Source organism: Acinetobacter sp. WC-141 (assembly GCF_000313935.1).
Classification (GTDB): Bacteria; Pseudomonadota; Gammaproteobacteria; order Pseudomonadales; family Moraxellaceae; genus Acinetobacter.
This window is the reverse complement of sequence record NZ_AMSS01000050.1, coordinates 173,290-193,547: the sequence shown is the minus strand read 5'-3', so window position 1 is coordinate 193,547 and position 20,258 is coordinate 173,290. Positions and strand designations below refer to the sequence as shown.

The following is a 20,258-nucleotide window of genomic DNA, read 5'->3' as shown; positions in this document are numbered from 1 at the left end:
GCCCATGAGGAGACAAAGCAGAGCTATGGTTATATTCGATTAACCAAATACTTACAAGCTCAGGGTATAAAAATGAGTATGTACGCTGTACGTCAGATAAAAGCGCTGAACCACCTGTATTGTAAGCGACACAAGCGTTTTAAAAGGACTACGAATAGTGACCATAATCGAGCGATCTATGAAAACCTGCTGGAGCAACAATTCTCAATGACTAGACCAAATCAAGCATGGTCAAGTGATATTACGTACATATGGACTGTTGAAGGATGGCTGTATTTAGCAGCGGTAAAAGACCTTTACACGAAGCAAGTGGTTGGCTATAGCTTAAATGAGCGCATGACAACACAGCTTGTTTGTAATGCGCTAAATATGGCTATTCACAATCAAAAACCAACCAAAGAACTGATTGTGCATTCAGACAGAGGAAGTCAATATTGCAGCCAGGAATATCGAAATATACTTGAGCAATATGGTTTTCAAGGTTCAATGAGCAAGCGCGGAGACTGTTACGATAATGCACCGATTGAAAGCTTTTGGGGAATACTGAAAAATGAGTTAGTGCATCATTACAACTATCAAACCAGAGAAGAAGCCAAAGCAGATATTATAAAATACATTGAGTTATTTTATAATCATCGAAGAATTCAAAAGGGTTTGGGTTTTAAGACACCAAATCAAATGGCCGAAGACTTTTATAAGTTGGCTGCCTAGAATCTCCCAAGGGAAAGTCTCCTGATAATTCAGCGTATATCAGTTCTAATCAAAGACATGACGTCAGGACTCTAAAACTAAAAGGTTATGCGAATAATAATAATTCTTATTTATATGTACAGTTTGTGTTAATTGGATTTGCCAATTGAATTGTGAAGATAAAGTGAATGATTGAATAGGGTATTGTACTTTTATGTAGCTAATCTACTGATTCTTGGTGATTGTTTGTAAAAGCGATTAAATTTGGATTTTGATTGTAATTTTAGATTTATGAAGAATAACTAAAAAATTAGTTTTGCTTAATGCTTTATGAAAAATATTTAAAGAATCATAAAATTACTGTGAAATTTACGAGAATAATGACCATAACTTAATGAAGTGATCGGTTAATTTTGTATATCTTGAAAGTTGTCATATAATACAGCACTTTTAAAAAAACTGTTCCTACTCACTAATTTTTATCGAGGAAGCCATGCAAGTAACGACTGAAGCGGTTTCGGGCGTTGCCCGTCGTTTAAATGTTTCTGTACCGACGAGCCGTATTAACGAGCAATTTGAAGCTCGTTTGAAACGCACTGCCAAAACTGTGAAGATCAACGGCTTCCGTCCAGGTAAAGTGCCTGAAAACGTTGTTCGCCGCGAATACGGTGCGGGCATTTATCAAGAAGTTGTAAATGACATCATTCGTGATAGCGTTTTTGAAGCAATTCAACAAGAGAAAATCAATGCGGTAGGTATGCCGAACATTGATAAAGTTGAACATAAAGAAGATGCTTTAGTTTTTGAAGCGACTGTAGAAGTTTATCCAGAAGTTACCGTACAAGCATTCGACGGTTTAGAAGTTGAACGTAAAACAGCTGAAATTAAAGATGCTGACGTTGATGCTATGATCGAAAACTTGCAAAAACAACGTCAAACTTGGGCTGTTACCAAGGGTATGGCGAAAAAAGACATGCAAGTGACTTTTGACTTTGAAGGCACTATCGATGGTGAAAAGTTTGAAGGCGGTTCTGCTGAAGACTTTAAACTCGTATTAGGTTCAGGTCGTATGATTCCTGGCTTTGAAGATGGCATCATTGGCATGAAAGCTGGCGAAGAGAAAGTAATTGATGTTACTTTCCCTGAAGACTACCAAGCTGAAAACTTGGCTGGTAAAGCAGCTCAGTTCAAAATCACTGTAAAGCAAGTTGAAAAATCAAAACTTCCAGAAATTGATGCTGAATTCTTGAAAATCTTCGGTGTAACTGAAGAAGAAGGCGTTGAGAAGTTAAAAGCTGACGTTCGCAAAAATATGGAACGTGAAGTTCGCAATGGTTTACGTAACCAAGTTAAACAAGCTGCTTTTGATGCACTTGTTGCTGCGAACGAAGTTGAAGTTCCAACTGCAATGGTTGCTCAAGAAATTGACCGTCAACGTCAACAAATGGTTCAACAGTTCACTCAACAGTTCGGTGGTGCAGGTGCTCAATCTTTTGACAAGAGCATGCTTCCTGACGAATTGTTCAAAGAGCAAGCAGAGCGTTCTGTTAAGCTTGGCGTATTGGTAAGCAAAGTTTTAGCTGACGCTAAACTTGAAGTTGACCAAGCTCGCGTTGATGCTTACATTGACGACATGGCTTCTTCTTACGAAGATCCAACTGAAGTGATTGAATACTTCAAAAATGATGCTCAACAACGTGCTCAAATCGAAGCAGTTGTATTAGAAGATCAAGTTGTTGATCACATCTTAGCTGCTGCTAAAGTGACTGACAAAGCTGTATCTTATGATGATTTATTAAAAGAACAACAAGCTCGCCGTATGGGCTAATCTTTTAAGAGGTCAGAAAAAGGCGCTTTAGGCGCCTTTTTTGTTTTTCAATATGTGGTTAATTTGAGTGCGACATTAAGTACTTAGGTATAAATAATATAATATTTCAGTGCGAACCTTTTGCAATTTGAGAAATTATCCCGCATATTGTTGCCATAGGTTAAGTCACAAAAAATTTAGGAATAAATAACGTATGTATGTTCCAACAATTGAAAATGCTTTAGTTCCTGTTGTGGTTGAACAATCTTCTCGCGGCGAACGTTCTTTTGATATTTATTCACGACTTTTACGTGAGCGCGTCATTTTTTTAACAGGTGAAGTTGAAGACAACATGGCAAACCTAATTGTTGCCCAAATGTTGTTTTTAGAAGCTGAAAATCCTGATAAAGATATCCACCTTTATATCAACTCTCCAGGTGGATCTGTGACAGCGGGCATGGCTATTTATGACACGATGCAGTTTATTAAACCTGATGTCGTAACATATTGTATGGGCCAAGCTGCTTCAATGGGTGCATTCTTGTTAAATGCTGGTGCTAAAGGCAAACGCTATTGTCTAGAAAATGCGCGTGTCATGATTCACCAACCATTAGGTGGTTTCCGCGGTCAAGCATCTGATATTGAAATTCATGCGCGTGAAATTCTATTTATTAAAGAACGTTTAAACCGCTTAATGGCAGAGCATAGTGGTCAAGACTACGAAACCGTTGCTCGTGATACTGACCGTGATAACTTTATGACAGCACAGTCTGCTAAAGAATATGGTTTGGTTGATCAGGTGCTAAGTAAGCGTCCATAAGGACCTTCTTATATAAATAACTTGAGATGTTGAAAAAGATCTCCATTTAGTTATTTATGCAGTGCATCTTGCCCTAATATTTAAGATTCTATTTGTGGAGTGAATATGTCCGAACATCCTCAAGGACAAAAACATTGTTCATTTTGCGGTAAAACGCAGTCTGAAGTCGGGAAACTGATTGCAGGTGAGGACGCATATATTTGTAATGAGTGTGTGGATGTCTGCTTAGACCTTGTACAAACCAGCCAACAGGTTGAAGCAGGGGACTGGGCGAGTAAGGCATTGCCAAAACCACATGAAATACGTGCTGCGCTTGATCAATATGTGATTGGTCAAGATCTTGCCAAAAAGACGTTATCTGTTGCGGTTTATAACCATTATAAACGCCTAAAAGTTGGTCATAATGGCCATGTGTCTAAAGAAGTAGAAATTGCTAAAAGTAACATTCTACTGATTGGACCTACAGGTTCGGGTAAAACTTTACTTGCGCAAACATTGGCTCGCCTTTTAGATGTTCCATTTGCAATGGCAGATGCAACGACATTAACCGAAGCTGGTTATGTGGGTGAGGATGTTGAAAATATTGTACAAAAGCTTTTGCAAAAAGCGGACTACGATGTAGAGAAAGCTCAGAAAGGCATTATCTATATTGATGAAATTGACAAGATTACTCGTAAATCTGAAAATCCGTCAATTACGCGTGATGTTTCTGGTGAAGGCGTACAACAAGCATTGTTAAAAATGATTGAAGGTACAGTGGCTTCTATTCCTCCGCAAGGTGGACGTAAGCATCCGCAACAAGAATTTATCCAAATTGACACCTCGAATATCTTGTTTATTTGTGGTGGTGCATTTTCTGGTTTGGAAAAAATTGTACAGCAGCGTCAAGAGAAAGGCGGTATTGGTTTTACAGCTGACGTTAAAAACAAAGATGAAACCAAAAAACTTGCTGAATTGTTCCGTCAGGTTGAGCCAACCGACTTAGTGAAATTTGGTTTAATTCCAGAATTCATTGGTCGTTTACCAGTGATTGCTACACTTGAAGAGTTGGATGAAGAAGCATTAATGCAAATTTTGACTGAGCCAAAAAATGCATTAACTCGCCAGTATCAATATCTTTTCACCATGGAAAATGTTGATCTGATCTTTGAAGATTCTGCATTACGTGCTATCGCTAAAAAGGCACTTGAGCGTAATACGGGTGCGCGTGGTCTACGTTCTATTATGGAAAACGTACTGCTTGAAACTATGTATGATTTACCAAGTCGTACAGATGTTGGAACAGTCATTATTAATGAAGCAGTCATTAATGGTGAAGCAGAACCTGTTTATCAGGCTGAGCGCCAACCTAAAGAAGCTGCAACGCATGAAAGTGTTGCTAAGGCAGATTTAAAGGTTATTGATTCGAAGTCTGCATAGATTTCATTCATCTAAAAAGCATGAGTCGCGCTAGTGATTCATGCTTTTTTTGTTTTCAATTTATATGGGTAGTGTTAATCTTAAAAATACAAAATACGCATAGTTTTGCGGTGTAAAAAATAAATCAAAAACAAAACGCTTTGAGGGATGCCATGCGTTATTTAATCGTATCTTTGTGCTGTGCAGGACTATTTGTGGGCTGTCAAAGTTCATCTCATTTAGAAAAAAATCCGAGTGAATTGACTGCGACTCTACCTAAAGTTGATGTTGAAAAAGAACCTGGTTTATTAGATCAATATCATTTAGGCGGTTTTACTGTGGGAGGGTGGGTCAATCAAAAGTTGGGTCAGACTTTTGCTCCAGTCAAACCACAAAATCAACAAGCTGCTGTAGTTTATCTTTATCGACCAGACACGAAATGGAATCGTCAGGAAATTGCGGCGATAAATCTCTTTGTGAATGGCAAACGCATTCCGAGTCTATTACATAATCATTATTACTGGATTGAATTGCCGGCAGGAACTTATCGACTTTCTGCGAGTCGCCCTCTACTTGGTATTCATTTTCAAGAGCCGAAATATATTGATATCACTGTTGAGGCGGGCACCTCTTATTATTTGAAATATGACGAAGAAAATAAAATGGACCGTGGTGAACACACTGGCCCATTTATGTTAATGCAGGATAATATTGGTCGTAGAGAGATAGCATTTACCGAGCTTAAATCTTCTAGCTACAATTTTGTCGCTGAAGATGCATCGGGTAAGATTCGACATAAGCCACAAGAATTAAAACCTGCCAAATATGATGAAAAATCAGATGTACATCTGATTAAACCATTTAAATTATGGAATCCTTTAACTTGGTAAACCTTTCCAAAAGATAAAGAAAAGTTAAGACTTTTCTTTATCTTTCATGAGTGGGGCAATAATTTTAAGCATCTCTTCTTGCATATGATCCCTTGCTTTAGGGTCATTAAAGGTCTGCTGTCCCAACTCCATCATATATTCTGAAATTTGGCCCATAATCTGTACGTTCTTGCGCGTAATTGATTGGCCTTCTGGGGTTTTTAAAAATTTCAAATTTGCCTGAATTTCTTCTTCAGAATATGTCTTTAAGTAAATATCCTGTAAGGCTTGGGCAGTTTTTGGATTGCTAATGAGCTGACTGCTCGAATCTTTTAAAAGAGAACCTAACTTCTTCGCGGCCTCTTTTTCTTTGGGGCCTAAAGTTTTGATACCCGTGATATTAGTAACGATTTGTTCTGCCTGTTGATCATAGTAAGGCGTTAATTCATTAATTGATTCTTTAAGTAGGTAATCAATTTGGCTCATTTGCATGAGTTCTTTAACTGAACTTAGCTTGGCAGGAGAGGCAAATAAGCTTGTGGTAATACAGCTTAGGCAGAGGCTGATTGAGAGATTTTTAAGAATAGGGCGAATAGTCATGAAATGACCTATATTCAATATATGGCGAGAGAGTGCATTTATTAATAGCACAGATTGAAGAAGTAATTGTTACAATTCTTTTCAGATTTTAAAATAAAAAAAGAATGCAAAAAAAAGCACCGAATTCGGTGCTTTTCTTGATTAGCCAGCTGCTGCATCGACTACTGGAATTTTTCCAATTTTCGCTTGCCAGATTTTTGGAGCAATTGCATGAATTGAAGTACCGTTTACATCAACTGCAACAGAAACAGGCATATCTTCAACTACGAATTTGTAGATGGCTTCCATACCTAAGTCTGCAAACGCAACAACTTCAGCTTCGCGAACAGCTTTAGATACGAGGTAAGCCGCACCACCAACTGCCATTAAGTAAGTTGCTTTGTTGTCTTTGATTGCTTCAATTGCTGTAGGACCACGATCAGCTTTACCAATCATGCCAAACAAGCCAGTATGCTCAAGTACTTTACGTGTGAATTTATCCATACGTGTTGCAGTTGTAGGGCCAGCAGGACCAACGACTTCATCACCCACTGGATCAACAGGGCCAACGTAGTAAATAAATTTACCTTTAAGATCAACTGGTAATTCTTCACCGTTGTCGATCATTTCAACCATACGTTTGTGCGCAGCATCACGACCTGTGTACATTGTTCCGCTAAGAAGTAATGTATCACCAGGTTTCCAAGAATCCATTTCTGCTTGAGTAATGGTATCAAGGTTTACACGCTTAGATTGTGAAGAGTCCCAAGTTACTGAAGGGTAGTCTTCAAGTTTTGGTGCTTGAATATGAGCTACACCTGTACCATCAAGCTGGAAGTGAGCGTGACGAGTAGCAGCACAGTTAGGAATCATACCAACTGGTTTACCAGCAGCGTGACATGGGTAATCTTTAATCTTAATATCAAGAACAGTCGTTAAACCACCAAGACCTTGTGCACCAATACCAAGTGCGTTTACTTTTTCAAAGATTTCGATACGAAGTTCTTCGATTTTGTTTTCTGGTCCACGGCGAAGTAATTCGTCCATGTTGATTTCTTCCATGAGTGCTTCTTTAGCAAGCATCATGGCTTTTTCAGCAGTACCACCAATACCAATACCGAGCATACCTGGAGGACACCAGCCTGCACCCATAGTTGGAACAGTTTTAAGTACCCAGTCAACAATCGAATCAGATGGGTTAAGCATTGCAAGTTTAGATTTGTTTTCTGAACCGCCACCTTTAGCAGCAACAGTAATGTCTACTTTGTTACCCGGAACGAGTTTGTAGTGAATTACAGCAGGGGTATTATCTTTTGTATTTTTGCGACCAAATGCAGGGTCAGCAAGTACAGATGCACGAAGAACGTTGCTGTTTTCAAGGTAACCTTGGCGAACACCTTCGTTTACAGCATCGTCTAAGCTCATCGTTAAATCAAATTTAACATCTAAGCCCACTTCAAGGAAAACGTTAACAATACCAGTATCTTGGCAAATTGGACGATGACCTTCCGCACACATGCGAGAGTTAATTAGAATCTGTGCAATTGCATCCTTTGCGGCTTTGTTTTCTTCGCGATCATAAGCACGGCTCATCGCTTGGATAAAGTCTTGCGGGTGATAGTACGAAATAAACTGTAGGGCGTCCTTGATCGATGTAATCAAGTCATCTTGTTTGATAATCGTTGTCATACCAGAAAATCTCTTGAGCGGGCTGTTAGCTAGCGGGCTAAATTATATGACAAAAAGACAGTGTTGTGGGAGATTGGTTGATCTTTTGACCGAAAGTCGCATAAGAAGATTTGAAGTAATTTAAAAGCCAGAAATCGGAAAATTATTTATTTTTGAATGATTAAAATAAAAAAAGCCATTTGAGCGGACATCAAATGGCGAGAGGTAGTAAAGGTGAATTTATTAATTATTTGGCAGCGGCTTGCTGCTCTGCCTGAATTGCTGTTAATGCAATGGTAAAGACGATGTCATCTACCAATGCTCCACGAGACAAATCGTTAACTGGTTTGTTGAGGCCTTGCAGCATTGGTCCAACGCTCACAACATTTGCAGCACGCTGTACTGCTTTGTAAGTGGTATTACCCGTATTTAAATCTGGGAAAATAAATACATTGGCGCGGCCAGCAACGCGAGAGTCTGGTGCCTTTTGACGTCCCACACTTTCAACTGAAGCTGCATCGTATTGAAGTGGACCATCAATCAGTAAGTCAGGGCGGCGTTGCTGAGCAATTTGAGTTGCTTGCTGTACTTTTTCAACATCAGCACCTGTTCCGGAAGTACCAGTTGAGTAGCTGATCATGGCAATACGCGGGTCAATTCCAAAAGCTTTCGCTGAGTCAGCAGACTGAATTGCAATTTCAGCCAATTGTTCTGCTGTTGGGTCTGGGTTAATTGCACAGTCGCCATATACATAAACTTCATCTGGCAAAAGCATAAAGAATATTGATGAAACCAGTGAATAATCAGGTGCTGTTTTAATGAGCTGGAATGCTGGGCGGACTGTATTTGCTGTGGTGTGTACCGCGCCTGAAACTAAACCATCGACTTCGTCTAAAGCTAACATCATGGTTCCAAGTACTACGGTATCTTGAAGCTGTTCTTTCGCTTGAAGCTCGTTGAGTTTACCTTTACGTAGCTCAACCATTGGTCCCACATATTGATCACGAATACTGTCAGGATCAACAATTGCCAGTTCAGCAGGTAATTCAATGCCGCGTGCTTTTGCAACATCGTGCACAGCATCTGGTTTAGCTAACAAAATACAGTCAGCAATACCACGTGCCTGACAAATTGCCGCAGCTTGAATGGTGCGCGGTTCATCACCTTCAGGTAGCACAATTCGTTTTTTCGCTGCAATCGATTTTTGTACCAGTTCGTGACGGAAAGCCGATGGCGACAGGCGAGGAGTAGCAGCATTGTTGCTGTGTTGTTTAAGCCATTCAACATCAATATGACTTGAAACAAATCGGGTCACTTGCTCAGCACGTTCAGTATCGTCAGTTGGAATTTCATTGCCAAAATTAGATAAACGCTGTGCAGTTTCAAGTGTGTTTAAACGGGTATGTAAAATCGGCAACCCTTGTTTAATTGCAATTTGGCAAAACTCTAAAAGCTCAGGTGCTGGCGCTTCTCTTTCGGTAAGAACTAAACCCGCCAGAGGAATACCATTGCTGGTTGCCAAACTACTTGCAAGTAAAACGTCGGTACGTTCAGATGCGCTAATAATTAACTCGCCTGCAATAAACTTATTCAATTCATATTCAATGCTTGAAGCAATTAAACTCGAATGCAAAATACGACGTGTTTTAGCTTCGCCTTGATGTACCCATTGCCCATCAATGACATTGGCAATATCAAGTGTTCTCGGTACGCTTAGCGTGTTACTAAATGGAACTAAACCAATGATTGGTAAATCGCTAGAACCAAAATAACGATTATATTTTTGCAGTTCGGTCGTAAATTTTGCGATTTCTTCAGTCGGTCGTAACGATGGATCAAACGCAACAGGAATTTGTGCTGTTTCTTCAGTTAATCCACGGGTACGCATAAAGAGTACACCAGCAGTACGATTTGAAGCAGCTCCACCAAACTGGCGTAAATGAGCATCTACTTTTTCTGCGGCTTTTTTCGGGTTTTGAATATCTGCTGTACTGACCAACACGACTTCTGCATCAAGTGCTTGTGCAAGACTTGCGTTGAGCTCACTGGCAAAATGGTCTTGTCCGTTTGGTAATAAGCCTTCCACAATAATGACATCATGGTCTGCTGCAACGCTGCGATGAAGGCTAACAGCTTCTTCAAGTAATTCATCTACTTCCCCAGCGGCAATAAGCTGAGTTAATTTTTCATGCGAAATAGATTGAACAGTTTTACTTTGAAATAAGTGACCAAATAATGAAGTGGTTCGGTCAAGATGCTCTTGGTCTTCTTGAGAAAATGGTTTTAAAAAGCCTGCTTTAATTCCGTTGCAATCAAGTGCGTAAATCATGCCTAAGCAGGCAGAGGTTAAGCCAACCCCTTCACCTGTAGGAATCAATAAAATTGTATTCATATAAACCTATAAATAAATATCGAGTTTTCGCTGGGCTTTAATTAAGCAAGGCTTGCTACAGATGCTGTATTTTCTGCCGCTTCAACAACTTGACGAGTTTCTTTGGCAATACGGCCTTCTTCATCTGTAGGAATGACCCAAATTTGCGGTCCTGTTCCATTATCGATTCGGCCTTCGGTGCCACGTTTTAGGTTGTTGTTTTGCTCTTTATCAAGCTGCAAACCAAAATGAGGTAAATACGCTAAGGTTTTTTCACGAATATAAGCTGAGTTTTCACCAATACCACCCGTGAAGATTAAGCCGTCTAAAGTTGGTAAGCCACAGCTTAATGCAGCAAGTGATTTTGCAAGGCGATAGCTGAAGACTTCAATTGCAAGACAAGCATCTTCATTACCATTTTCAGCAGCTTCAATCACTGTACGCATGTCGTTAGACAATTGTGATAAGCCTAGTAAGCCACTTTCGTTATTTAAAACTTTATCAATTTTAGCTAAATCCCAACCGAGGTTTTTCGCAAGGAAGCTATGTAAGCTTGGATCAACGTCACCACTACGCGTTCCCATCACCACACCTTCAAGTGGGGTAAGGCCCATAGACGTATCAACACTTTGTCCATTCCATACTGCGCAAGTTGAACTGCCGTTTCCTAGATGCGCTGTTAACCATCCACCTTTTTTCAGGTTGCCTGCAAGCTCACTTGCTTTATCGGACACATAGGCGTGGCTTGTCCCATGGAAACCATAACGGCGGACATTGTGGTCAGTATATAAAAACTTAGGAATTGCATAACGGTATGCATGCGGTGGCATGGTCTGATGGAATGCGGTATCGAATACGGCAACTTGAGGTAATTCAGGGAATAGGCGTACGGTTGCGTCAATACCAATTAAATGTGCTGGGTTATGAAGCGGAGCCAAAGGCGTTGCTGCACGAATACGTTCAATAATTTCAGGAGTGAGTAATTCTGCTTTGGTTAAACTACCACCGTGTACAACACGATGTCCGATTGCTTGCGGTTTATAGTTGGCAAGACGTGCAAGTAAAGTTTCTAAAGCTTTGGCATGGTCAGCATAAGGAATTGAAAGTTCAAGTGGTTCACCACCAACTGTAACTCCCTTAATACGAGCATCAGCTGCCCCCAAGTTTTCTGCTAAACCGTAAATGCGGTCTTCACGACGCTCTGAAACCAGCGCGTATTTAATAGATGAAGAGCCGCAATTGATAACTAATACTGATATAGCCACGTTGAAATACCCAAGTCCTGATTTAAAATAGTTTTCCTAACTTCCTATTCAAGATGTATTATTTTTCGATACAGATTGAACGGGTTGTCATGTTTTAGCATGTGTTGTTTTTCTGTCCAAGATAGACTTTAGCCCATTAGACTTAAGCACTATCGACCATTAAATTATTTCTAACTAATATTTGTCCAGTATAAAGCTTAACCACTGTATTCATGGTTTTTTTGTAGAAGAATTAAACAGTTTTTTGTATATATTTATAAAAATTAAATTTCTATTTAATGTAATTTTCAAATATTTGGTATAAATTTTTTTAGGAAAAATATGTGCTGTTATTTTAATCAAACTTGAGCGGTATATTACAAATAATATACGTAAGTTAAATTAAGATTTAATAGGTAATATGTAGGTTAAAAAGAATAAATTATAAACATTTTTAATATAAGAATGAGCGCGATTAAATAGATATTTATGCATTTATAAAATAGTTATTATTACTTTGATATTATGGGAATTTTATCATATTTACTGATGCTTAATTGAGTTGTGAATATAGTCTAAAATAAAACTAGTCTTTTGCTTATAACTTAAACATTATTTGTCTTTAATACTCATGCTTAAGAGGTTAACGCTGCGCTGATAAGGGCTTGCATGTCGCTTTTTGCCTTAATAATATTGTTCATCCCTTTTCTAAATGATCGTCAAATATATCATTTGGTCTATTTTTTTATTTTCCGGCTTATCCGGTTGTACAGGAGCGTCCAGCATGGACTTGCCGAACCCTATATTGGCAAAAGTTACCGAACGTGTCATCGCACGTAGTCAAAAAACTCGTTCTGCATATTTACAACGTATTGAACATGCACAAGGCAAATTTCCTGCTCGGGGAGCACTTTCATGTGCCAATCTGGCTCATGGTTTTGCCAGCATGGAAGATAATGAAAAATTAATTATTAAAGTAGGCCGTGAGCCCAATATTGGCATCGTATCTTCATATAACGAAATGCTTTCGGCACACGCACCCTATAAAACATTTCCAGATTTAATTAAAACAGCTGCTCGTGAAAATGGCGGGGTGGCACAGTTTGCTGGCGGTGTCCCAGCAATGTGTGACGGTATTACCCAAGGTAATGCAGGTATGGAACTGTCATTGTTCTCTCGTGAAACGATTGCGATGAGCACAGCGATTGCATTGTCTCATAACATGTTTGACGCAGCCTTGTGTCTGGGTGTTTGCGACAAGATTGTACCGGGCTTGCTCATTGGTGCTTTACAGTTTGGTTATTTACCTACTATTTTTGTGCCTGCTGGTCCAATGACAAGTGGTTTATCTAACGATGAAAAAGCCAAAATTCGTCAGCAATTTGCAACGGGTCAGGTTGGCCGAGATGCTTTGTTAGAAGCTGAGTCAGCTGCTTATCACGGACAAGGGACTTGTACTTTTTACGGTACAGCCAACAGTAATCAGATGCTGATGGAAGTCATGGGCTTGCATTTGCCAAGTGCTGCATTTGTTCATCCTCATACACCATTACGTGATGCGCTTACCGCAGAAGCTGCAATTCGTGTACTTGATTTAACAGTTGAGCGTGGAAACTATACGCCGATTGGTCATGTCGTTGATGAAAAAGCCATTATCAATGGCATTGTGGCATTGCTCGCGACAGGTGGTTCAACCAACCATACTTTGCATTTGATTGCGATTGCTCGCGCCGCTGGCATATTAATTGACTGGGATGACTTCGATGAATTGTCTGCTGTTGTTCCTTTGCTCGCAAAAATCTATCCAAATGGTAAGGCCGATGTAAATCACTTCCAGGCTGCGGGTGGGGTTGCTTTCTTAATTCGTAACTTACTTGAAGCTGGCTTGTTGCATAATGATGTAACGACAGTGGCTGGTAAAGGTTTGCAGCATTACACCAAAGAACCAAAACTGATTGATGGCAAGCTCACTTGGGTTGATGGTGTGGTTCAAAGCCTTGACGACAAAGTTTTACGTAGCATTGATGCGCCATTTCAACCAGATGGTGGCTTGCGCTTAATGCAAGGTCGCCTTGGCCGTGGCGTAATCAAGATTTCTGCTGTCGCGCCAGAACATCGTAAAGTTAAAGCTCCGGCAATTGTGTTTGATTCTCAAGAAGCAGTGCAAGCTGCGTTTGATCGAGGTGAGTTACACCGAGACTTTATTGCGGTTGTCCGTTTCCAAGGTGCACGTGCAAACGGTATGCCTGAATTGCATCGTTTAACACCTGTGTTAGGCGTTTTACAAGATCAAGGTTTCCACGTTGCTTTAGTGACTGATGGTCGTATGTCTGGTGCTTCAGGCAAAGTTCCTGCGGTGATTCATTTATCTCCAGAAGCCTTATTAAATGGGCCGATTGCTAAAGTTCAAACAGGCGATATGTTAATCATTGATGCTGAGGCTGGCGTGCTTGATGTTGAGATAGATGACGATGTATGGCAGTCACGACCTGTTGCACAGCCAGAACATCAGGCAGAAAACGAAGTTGGCTTTGGCCGTGAATTATTTGGTGTTTTCCGTGCTGCTGCTGCGCCAGCTGAACATGGGGCATCTGTGTTTGGTGCATTAGTTGGTGAAACTTCACCAGAGCAGCTTTGAATCAAAGGAACTGAAAAATAATGATTAAAATTGAAGATATCGTCAAATTAGGTCCAGTCATTCCCGTATTGGCATTTGATTCTGCTGAACAAGGTGAGGATGTATCACGTGCTTTACATGCAGGTGGTGTAAAAGTCCTTGAGATTACGTTACGTACCGCTGCTGGTCTTGCTGCTATTGAGCGTGCAAGCCAGTTGGCAGATGATATTGTGGTCGGTGTAGGTACGATTACCAAACCAGAACATTGTGCTCAAGCTAAAAAAGCAGGTGCTCAATTTGGTGTATCTCCTGGTTTAACTAAAGATTTGCATTTGGCTGCACAAGATGCAGGCTTGCCTTTATTGCCTGGTGTGATGACACCAAGTGACCTGATTCAGGCAATTGAATTGGGTTATGACATTGTGAAGTTCTTCCCAGCTCAACAGGCGGGTGGCGTTGAGATGCTAAAAGCATTTTATGGTCCATTTCCAAACTTACGGTTTTGTCCGACTGGTGGAATTACTGCAGAGTCAGCACCGGATTTCTTAAAGCAACCTAATGTAGTTTGTGTGGGTGGTTCATGGTTAACACCTAAAGCTACTGTAGCTGCACAAGACTGGGCGGAAATTACTCGCTTGGCACAAATTGCGAGTCAGTTGAGAGCACTATAGATGTAGTCGATATTTATAAAAAATGAAGTGCATTTTATGTGCTTTAAAGGCTGTATTGATGTGACCAGTTTGTGCTGGTCACACCTAAATATAAAAATTTAGTGTCTTAACAGTAGGAATTACTGTGGTTGAAGACCTTTGTTTAGGCAGTGTGTCTAAATAATTATTCCAAGGAGAAGTGTCCCATGGAGACGGTTCAGGGTGGCATGTTACTGATCTACACTGTAATCGCGATTATTGCTTTAGTGGTCATGATCGCGAAGTTTAGAATTTATCCATTTCTGGTTCTTATTATTGTTTCACTTGGTTTAGCTTTAGCTGTTGGCATGCCAATGGGCGATATTGTTAAGTCATATGAAGCTGGTACTGGTAAAACCCTAGGCCACCTTGCGATTGTAATCGCATTAGGAACAATGCTCGGCAAAATGATGGCTGAGTCGGGTGGCGCAGAGCGAATAGCAATTACTTTAATTAAGTGGTTTGGTGAGAAAAATATTCACTGGGCCATGATGTTTATTGCCCTTATTGTTGGTCTTCCCGTATTTTTCGAAGTTGGTTTTGTACTTCTTATTCCAATTGCATTCAATATTGCCAAACGTACAGGCAAGTCCTTACTAGTTGTTGGCTTGCCGATGGTTGCTGGTTTGTCGGTTGTGCATGGCTTAATTCCCCCACATCCGGCAGCCTTACTTGCGGTACAGGCTTATCATGCTGATATCGGTAAAACGATTGCTTACAGTTTGTTGGTGGGTATCCCAACTGCCATTGTGGCAGGGCCATTGTATGCACTTTGGATCAATAAATATGTCAAATTGCCTGAGAACAATCCCTTGTTTAAGCAATTTGTTGAGGCAGATAAGAAAGAAACTCGTGAGTTACCAAGCTTTGGAATTACCTTATTTACGATTATGTTGCCTGTTGTATTAATGTTGATTGGAAGTTGGGCTGATCTATTCTTTGCACCAAAAACTTTCGCTAACGATTTACTACGTTTCATTGGTACTTCTGATATTGCATTGCTCATTGCCGTACTGGTCAGCTTTATTACCTTTGGTACAATGCAGGGCTTTAATCGTGAACAGATTGAAAAGTTCTGTGGCGGATGTTTAGCTTCTATTGCCGGAATCATGTTGATTGTAGGGGCTGGCGGTGGTTTTGGCGGCATTTTACGTGACAGTGGTATTTCTAATGAAATCGTCTCTACAGCCTTAAAGGCAAATTTGTCGCCGTTATTGTTGGGTTGGTTTGTTGCAGCATTGATTCGTTTGGCTACAGGTTCAGCAACGGTCGCTATGGCTACTGCTTGTGGCATTGTTGCTCCAATTGCAGCCACGGCAGGTGTTGCGGTTAGACCAGAACTTTTGGTACTTGCCACAGGTTCAGGTTCATTAGTTTTCTCACATGTAAATGACGCAGGATTCTGGTTAATCAAAGAATATTTTGGTATGACAGTAGGGCAGACACTCAAGACTTGGTCAGTATTAGAAACGATCATTTCGGTGTTGGGTTTATCTTTCACGCTACTGCTTAGCACTATTTTATAATTAAAGGTGAGTAATCCATGATTGTGATTGCAATGGGTGTCTGTGGAACAGGTAAAACCCTAATTGGTGAATTGTTATCAGAGCGTTTGGCTTGTGAGTTTCTTGATGGCGATACGCTTCATTCAGCTGCAAATAAAAGTAAGATGAGTCAAGGCATTCCCTTAACTGATGAAGACCGCTTGCCATGGTTACAAGCAATTCGTCAGGTCATTGAAACCAAACAAAGAGACGGTGAAACAGCTGTATTTACATGTTCATCTTTAAAACGTATGTATCGCGATATTTTAAGAGGGCAGGACCAAAATGTTAAGTTTGTCTACTTAAAAGGTTCTTATGAGTTATTACAGCAACGACTTGCAGAAAGATCAGGTCATTTTTTTGACCCAGCGTTGCTACAAACACAGCTAGACACATTAGAGGAACCTGATGTGAATGAAGCAATTGCTATTGATATTGCTCTCACACCAGAACAGATCATTGAACAAGTCATCCAGAAGCTAGGGGTGACTGATAGTGTGTGTCGGGGGTAAATTCATCTAGAAAGGTTATCAACGCTTTAAGATATTCACCTTGTGGTTTACGGTTCAAGCAAGGTGAGTACAGATAATAATAGTGATATTGACCCGAATAAAACCTGATTACAGTGGCGAGTTCGGGGAATATATAAAAGACATACGAATAATAAGGTATTAAGAAGAATGAATCAGTTAAATAATCTACAACTTAAATTCCCAGTAGTGGACAGTATTCCTGAAAGTGTGCGTCTACCCTCCCAAATTCATCAGCGTGTCTCACTAGTGGATGGTGAATTAAAGCTATGGGCTGGTGCAACCAAGAAAACATTATCTCCAATCTGGATTCAGCAGCCTGACGGTAGCCTACAGCAAGTTGAGCTTGGTAGTTATCCAGTCATGGGTGAAAAAGAAAGCGATGAAGCACTAGAAGCAGCGGTAAGGGCTTACAATAATGGTCGTGGCGAATGGCCAATGATGAAGGTTGGTGAGCGCATTGCCTGTATGCAAAATTTTATTCAGCGCATGGTAGAGCAACGAGATCTAATTATTAAGCTGATCATGTGGGAAATTGGTAAAAGCTTGGCGGATTCAGAGAAAGAATTTGACCGTACAATTACCTACATGCGTCAAACGATTGATGCCCTGAAGGATTTGGATAATGCCAACTCCCGCTTTGTAATTGCTGAAGGTACGATTGGTCAAATCCGTCGTACTCCACTAGGTGTCGTGTTGTGTATGGGACCATATAACTACCCACTGAATGAAACCTTTGCGACTCTGATCCCAGCCATGCTAATGGGTAATACCATCATTTTTAAACCACCTCAATTTGGGACCTTGTTGTTTGAACCGTTACTAGAAGCGTTCCGTGATTCATTTCCAAAAGGTGTGATCAATACCATTTATGCACCAGGTTCTCTGGTAGTACCTCATTTACTGGCATCTGGGCAAATTAATGTACTGGCACTGATTGGTTCTAGTAAAGTAGCTGATCACTTGAAGAAGCAACATCCTAAATCTCACCGTCTGCGTGCAATTTTGGGGTTGGATGCGAAGAATGCAGCTATTATTTTGCCGGATGCCGATTTGGATCTGACAGTGAAAGAGTGTCTGTTGGGTGCATTATCATTTAATGGTCAGCGTTGTACCGCACTCAAAATGTTGATGGTACATCGCTCAATAGCTGATGAATTTGTTAACCGCTTAACGGCTGAACTTGCCAAACTTAAGGTGGGGATGCCTTGGGAAAAAGGTGTGTTTATTACTCCGTTACCAGGTATGCACCGTACGACCTACATGACTGAAGTTATTGAAGATGCTGTGGCTAAGGGGGCAAAAGTAGTTAATCCGGAAGGCGGTGAATTCTGCAAAACGATGTTCTATCCAGCTGTAGTTTATCCAGTGACTGAAGGTATGAGGCTATATCGCGAAGAACAGTTCGGTCCTGTGATACCAGTCTCTGTTTATGATGACATCGAAACTGTGCTGGAATATGTCACTACTTCTGATCATGGGCAGCAGGTGAGTATTTTTGGTAGCGACCCTGAGCAAATTGGTCATTTAGTTGATCCGTTGGTCCATCAGGTTTGTCGTGTGAATATCAATTGTCAATGTCAGCGTGGCCCTGATGTATTCCCGTTCGGTGGTCGTAAAGATTCTGCGGAAGGTACACTGTCTGTGCATGATGCGCTTCGTGCATTCTCTATCCGTTCCATGATTGCTGCTAAACAGACAGATGATAGCAAAGGCATGTTGGCCTCTATGGTGTCTGAGCACTATTCTAAATTTGTGAATACTGACTTTATTTTCTAATAAATATATGAATAAAAAACCAGCCTACGGGCTGTTTTTTTATAATTACTTATAACTTGAATAATCAAAAACGCCTGATATTAATCAGGCGTTTTTGATTAAAAATAGATTGATTATTGACGAATTTGACCGTCTCCCAACACAATCCATTTTTGAGAAGTTAAACCTTCTAAACCAACAGGACCCCGTGCATGAATTTTATCTGTAGAGATACCAATTTCTGCACCTAAGCCATATTCAAAACCATCAGCAAAACGAGTTGATGCATTAATCACAACTGAGCTTGAATCTACACGAGCCAAGAACTGACGAGCTAAAGTGTAGTTTTCAGTCACGATTGCATCGGTGTGATGTGAACCATATTTGTTGATATGGTCAATTGCTTCATCAATCCCGCTAACAATTTTAACAGCAAGAATTGGTCCTAAATATTCGGTATACCAGTCTTCTTCTGTCGCAGGTTTTACAGAAGCACCCAAAATACGACGTGTTTCTGGACAGCCACGTAACTCGACTTGTTTTTCAGCATACAGTTCAGCAATGCGTGGTAAGAAAACATCTGCAATTTTTTCATCAACAAGCAGAGTTTCCATCGCATTACAAACGCCATAACGATGAGTTTTGGCATTTAAAGTAATTGGTAAAGCTTTTTGTAAGTCTGCCTGCGCCTCAACAAACACGTGGCAGTTACCATCAAGATGCTTAATGACAGGAATACGTGCTTCATTGGTTACACGCTCAATTAAGCTTTTGCCTCCACGTGGAACAATGACGTCTACATATTCAGCCATGGTAATAAGATGACCAACAGCTGCACGGTCAGAAGTGTTAATCACTTGAACTGAATCTTCAGGTAAGCCAGCAACTTTTAAGCCATGCTTAATTGCTTCGGCAATTGCTTTATTTGACTCGAGTGCTTCTGAACCGCCACGCAAAATAATAGCATTGCCAGATTTAATTGCTAAAGATGCAGCTTCAAGTGTTACATTTGGACGTGATTCGTAAATCATCCCAACAACACCTAGAGGTACACGCATTTTTCCAATTTGAATGCCGGTGGGGCGGTATGCAAGATCAGTAATTTCCCCAATTGGATCAACAAGCGCGATCACATCTTTTAGACCTTGCAACATTCCTTTAAAACGTGCGGGCGTAAGTTCAAGACGATCAAGCAATGCGCTGTCGAGCTGATTGCTACGACCTTTATCCATGTCGATTTGATTCGCTGCTAAAATTTCTGCCTGATTATTTTCTAAAGCAGTATAAATAGCAGAGAGCGCATGATTTTTTAGTGAGGTCGAAGCACTTGTAAGGACGCGAGAGGCCTGACGTGCTTGTTGCCCAACTTGTTGCATATATTGTTCAATTGAGTCTTGCATAGCATTTTTTAATCATTTACCAATGAGTAAGATAGTAGCAGTCAAATGCGGAACAATGAATGGCTTTTTATCAAAAATGTGACCGCTATAAAAAAACATTTAAATATTTTGCAAACTATTAGCGACTTAAACAAGATGAGCGGTCATTTGAGCGATTGCGTATATTTCACACAATTGTTTAGAATGTTATTGTGCAATACAAACTAATACAAATTTTAAAGTTTTGTGCATAAAAGATTACGTGTTCAAGAAGGAACTCTTGCAGCATAAAAAA

14 protein-coding genes and 2 pseudogenes are annotated in these 20,258 nt (G+C 40.3%); 10 read left to right on the top strand and 6 right to left on the bottom strand.

Going from position 1 to position 20,258, the window contains the following annotated elements:
* The 5 genes and pseudogenes from ACINWC141_RS10535 to ACINWC141_RS10515 all read left to right on the top strand — a co-directional run.
* Nucleotides 1-711, top strand: a pseudogene (locus tag ACINWC141_RS10535) (IS3-like element ISAba22 family transposase); the annotation flags it as partial.
* 472 nt (nt 712-1,183) lie between these two features.
* Nucleotides 1,184-2,518 carry a trigger factor gene (gene tig, locus ACINWC141_RS10530; RefSeq protein WP_009390782.1) on the top strand — a complete coding sequence of 445 codons (1,335 nt, stop codon included), beginning with the start codon at nt 1,184-1,186 and terminating at the stop codon, nt 2,516-2,518.
* A gap of 193 nt (nt 2,519-2,711) precedes the next feature.
* On the top strand, nt 2,712-3,317 hold the full coding sequence (gene clpP / locus ACINWC141_RS10525; protein WP_003654845.1) for an ATP-dependent Clp endopeptidase proteolytic subunit ClpP: 606 nt from the start codon (nt 2,712-2,714) through the stop codon (nt 3,315-3,317).
* A 105-nt stretch (nt 3,318-3,422) separates the two neighbouring features.
* Nucleotides 3,423-4,736: an ATP-dependent Clp protease ATP-binding subunit ClpX gene (gene clpX, locus ACINWC141_RS10520; protein ID WP_004641074.1), complete on the top strand. Its 1,314-nt coding sequence runs from the start codon at nt 3,423-3,425 to the stop codon at nt 4,734-4,736.
* A 152-nt stretch (nt 4,737-4,888) separates the two neighbouring features.
* Nucleotides 4,889-5,605 (top strand): DUF2846 domain-containing protein, encoded by a 717-nt coding sequence (locus ACINWC141_RS10515; RefSeq protein WP_009390871.1) that lies wholly within the window; start codon nt 4,889-4,891, stop codon nt 5,603-5,605.
* 24 nt (nt 5,606-5,629) lie between these two features.
* Here the strand turns inward: ACINWC141_RS10515 and ACINWC141_RS10510 are convergent, their stop codons facing one another.
* The 5 genes and pseudogenes from ACINWC141_RS10510 to ACINWC141_RS19590 form a co-directional block, all read right to left on the bottom strand.
* Nucleotides 5,630-6,184, bottom strand: a complete 555-nt coding sequence (locus ACINWC141_RS10510) for a DUF2059 domain-containing protein (RefSeq protein WP_009390674.1) — start codon at nt 6,182-6,184, stop codon at nt 5,630-5,632.
* Between the two features lie 141 nt (nt 6,185-6,325).
* Entirely contained in the window at nt 6,326-7,852 is a 1,527-nt protein-coding gene (locus ACINWC141_RS10505) for a fumarate hydratase (protein ID WP_009390864.1), read from the bottom strand.
* Between the two features lie 226 nt (nt 7,853-8,078).
* Nucleotides 8,079-10,223 (bottom strand): phosphate acetyltransferase, encoded by a 2,145-nt coding sequence (pta, locus tag ACINWC141_RS10500; protein ID WP_009390856.1) that lies wholly within the window; start codon nt 10,221-10,223, stop codon nt 8,079-8,081.
* A 41-nt stretch (nt 10,224-10,264) separates the two neighbouring features.
* Nucleotides 10,265-11,467 (bottom strand): acetate/propionate family kinase, encoded by a 1,203-nt coding sequence (locus tag ACINWC141_RS10495; protein ID WP_009390775.1) that lies wholly within the window; start codon nt 11,465-11,467, stop codon nt 10,265-10,267.
* Nucleotides 11,449-11,568, bottom strand: a pseudogene (locus tag ACINWC141_RS19590) (hypothetical protein). The gene ACINWC141_RS10495 and the pseudogene ACINWC141_RS19590 overlap by 19 nt, the downstream one beginning before the upstream one ends.
* Nucleotides 11,569-12,230: 662 nt before the next feature.
* Here ACINWC141_RS19590 and edd point away from each other — a divergent pair.
* The 5 genes from edd (at nt 12,231) to ACINWC141_RS10470 (ending at nt 18,605) form a co-directional block, all read left to right on the top strand.
* Complete coding sequence (edd, locus tag ACINWC141_RS10490; RefSeq protein ID WP_009390828.1) at nt 12,231-14,084, top strand: phosphogluconate dehydratase; 1,854 nt, start codon at nt 12,231-12,233, stop codon at nt 14,082-14,084.
* A gap of 20 nt (nt 14,085-14,104) precedes the next feature.
* Nucleotides 14,105-14,734 (top strand): bifunctional 4-hydroxy-2-oxoglutarate aldolase/2-dehydro-3-deoxy-phosphogluconate aldolase, encoded by a 630-nt coding sequence (eda, locus tag ACINWC141_RS10485; RefSeq protein ID WP_009390833.1) that lies wholly within the window; start codon nt 14,105-14,107, stop codon nt 14,732-14,734.
* Nucleotides 14,735-14,919: 185 nt separating this feature from the next.
* Nucleotides 14,920-16,278, top strand: a complete 1,359-nt coding sequence (locus ACINWC141_RS10480; RefSeq protein ID WP_009390711.1) for a GntP family permease — start codon at nt 14,920-14,922, stop codon at nt 16,276-16,278.
* A 17-nt stretch (nt 16,279-16,295) separates the two neighbouring features.
* Nucleotides 16,296-16,808: a gluconokinase gene (locus tag ACINWC141_RS10475; protein WP_009390752.1), complete on the top strand. Its 513-nt coding sequence runs from the start codon at nt 16,296-16,298 to the stop codon at nt 16,806-16,808.
* A gap of 168 nt (nt 16,809-16,976) precedes the next feature.
* The gene (locus ACINWC141_RS10470) at nt 16,977-18,605 is read left to right on the top strand and encodes an NADP-dependent glyceraldehyde-3-phosphate dehydrogenase (protein ID WP_009390866.1); all 1,629 of its coding nucleotides are present in this window, start codon (nt 16,977-16,979) and stop codon (nt 18,603-18,605) included.
* A gap of 113 nt (nt 18,606-18,718) precedes the next feature.
* On the opposite strand, the gene ACINWC141_RS10465 is transcribed toward ACINWC141_RS10470, so the two are convergent.
* Complete coding sequence (locus ACINWC141_RS10465) at nt 18,719-19,984, bottom strand: glutamate-5-semialdehyde dehydrogenase (protein WP_009390744.1); 1,266 nt, start codon at nt 19,982-19,984, stop codon at nt 18,719-18,721.
* Nucleotides 19,985-20,258 lie beyond the last annotated feature (274 nt).

Coding starts and splice junctions, on each gene's coding strand:
- tig (WP_009390782.1), top strand. CDS start 1,184: ATGCAAGTAACGACTGAAGCGGTTTCGGGCGTTGCCCGTCGTTTAAAT.
- clpP (WP_003654845.1), top strand. CDS start 2,712: ATGTATGTTCCAACAATTGAAAATGCTTTAGTTCCTGTTGTGGTTGAA.
- clpX (WP_004641074.1), top strand. CDS start 3,423: ATGTCCGAACATCCTCAAGGACAAAAACATTGTTCATTTTGCGGTAAA.
- ACINWC141_RS10515 (WP_009390871.1), top strand. CDS start 4,889: ATGCGTTATTTAATCGTATCTTTGTGCTGTGCAGGACTATTTGTGGGC.
- ACINWC141_RS10510 (WP_009390674.1), bottom strand. CDS start 6,184: ATGACTATTCGCCCTATTCTTAAAAATCTCTCAATCAGCCTCTGCCTA.
- ACINWC141_RS10505 (WP_009390864.1), bottom strand. CDS start 7,852: ATGACAACGATTATCAAACAAGATGACTTGATTACATCGATCAAGGAC.
- pta (WP_009390856.1), bottom strand. CDS start 10,223: ATGAATACAATTTTATTGATTCCTACAGGTGAAGGGGTTGGCTTAACC.
- edd (WP_009390828.1), top strand. CDS start 12,231: ATGGACTTGCCGAACCCTATATTGGCAAAAGTTACCGAACGTGTCATC.
- eda (WP_009390833.1), top strand. CDS start 14,105: ATGATTAAAATTGAAGATATCGTCAAATTAGGTCCAGTCATTCCCGTA.
- ACINWC141_RS10480 (WP_009390711.1), top strand. CDS start 14,920: ATGGAGACGGTTCAGGGTGGCATGTTACTGATCTACACTGTAATCGCG.
- ACINWC141_RS10475 (WP_009390752.1), top strand. CDS start 16,296: ATGATTGTGATTGCAATGGGTGTCTGTGGAACAGGTAAAACCCTAATT.
- ACINWC141_RS10470 (WP_009390866.1), top strand. CDS start 16,977: ATGAATCAGTTAAATAATCTACAACTTAAATTCCCAGTAGTGGACAGT.
- ACINWC141_RS10465 (WP_009390744.1), bottom strand. CDS start 19,984: ATGCAAGACTCAATTGAACAATATATGCAACAAGTTGGGCAACAAGCA.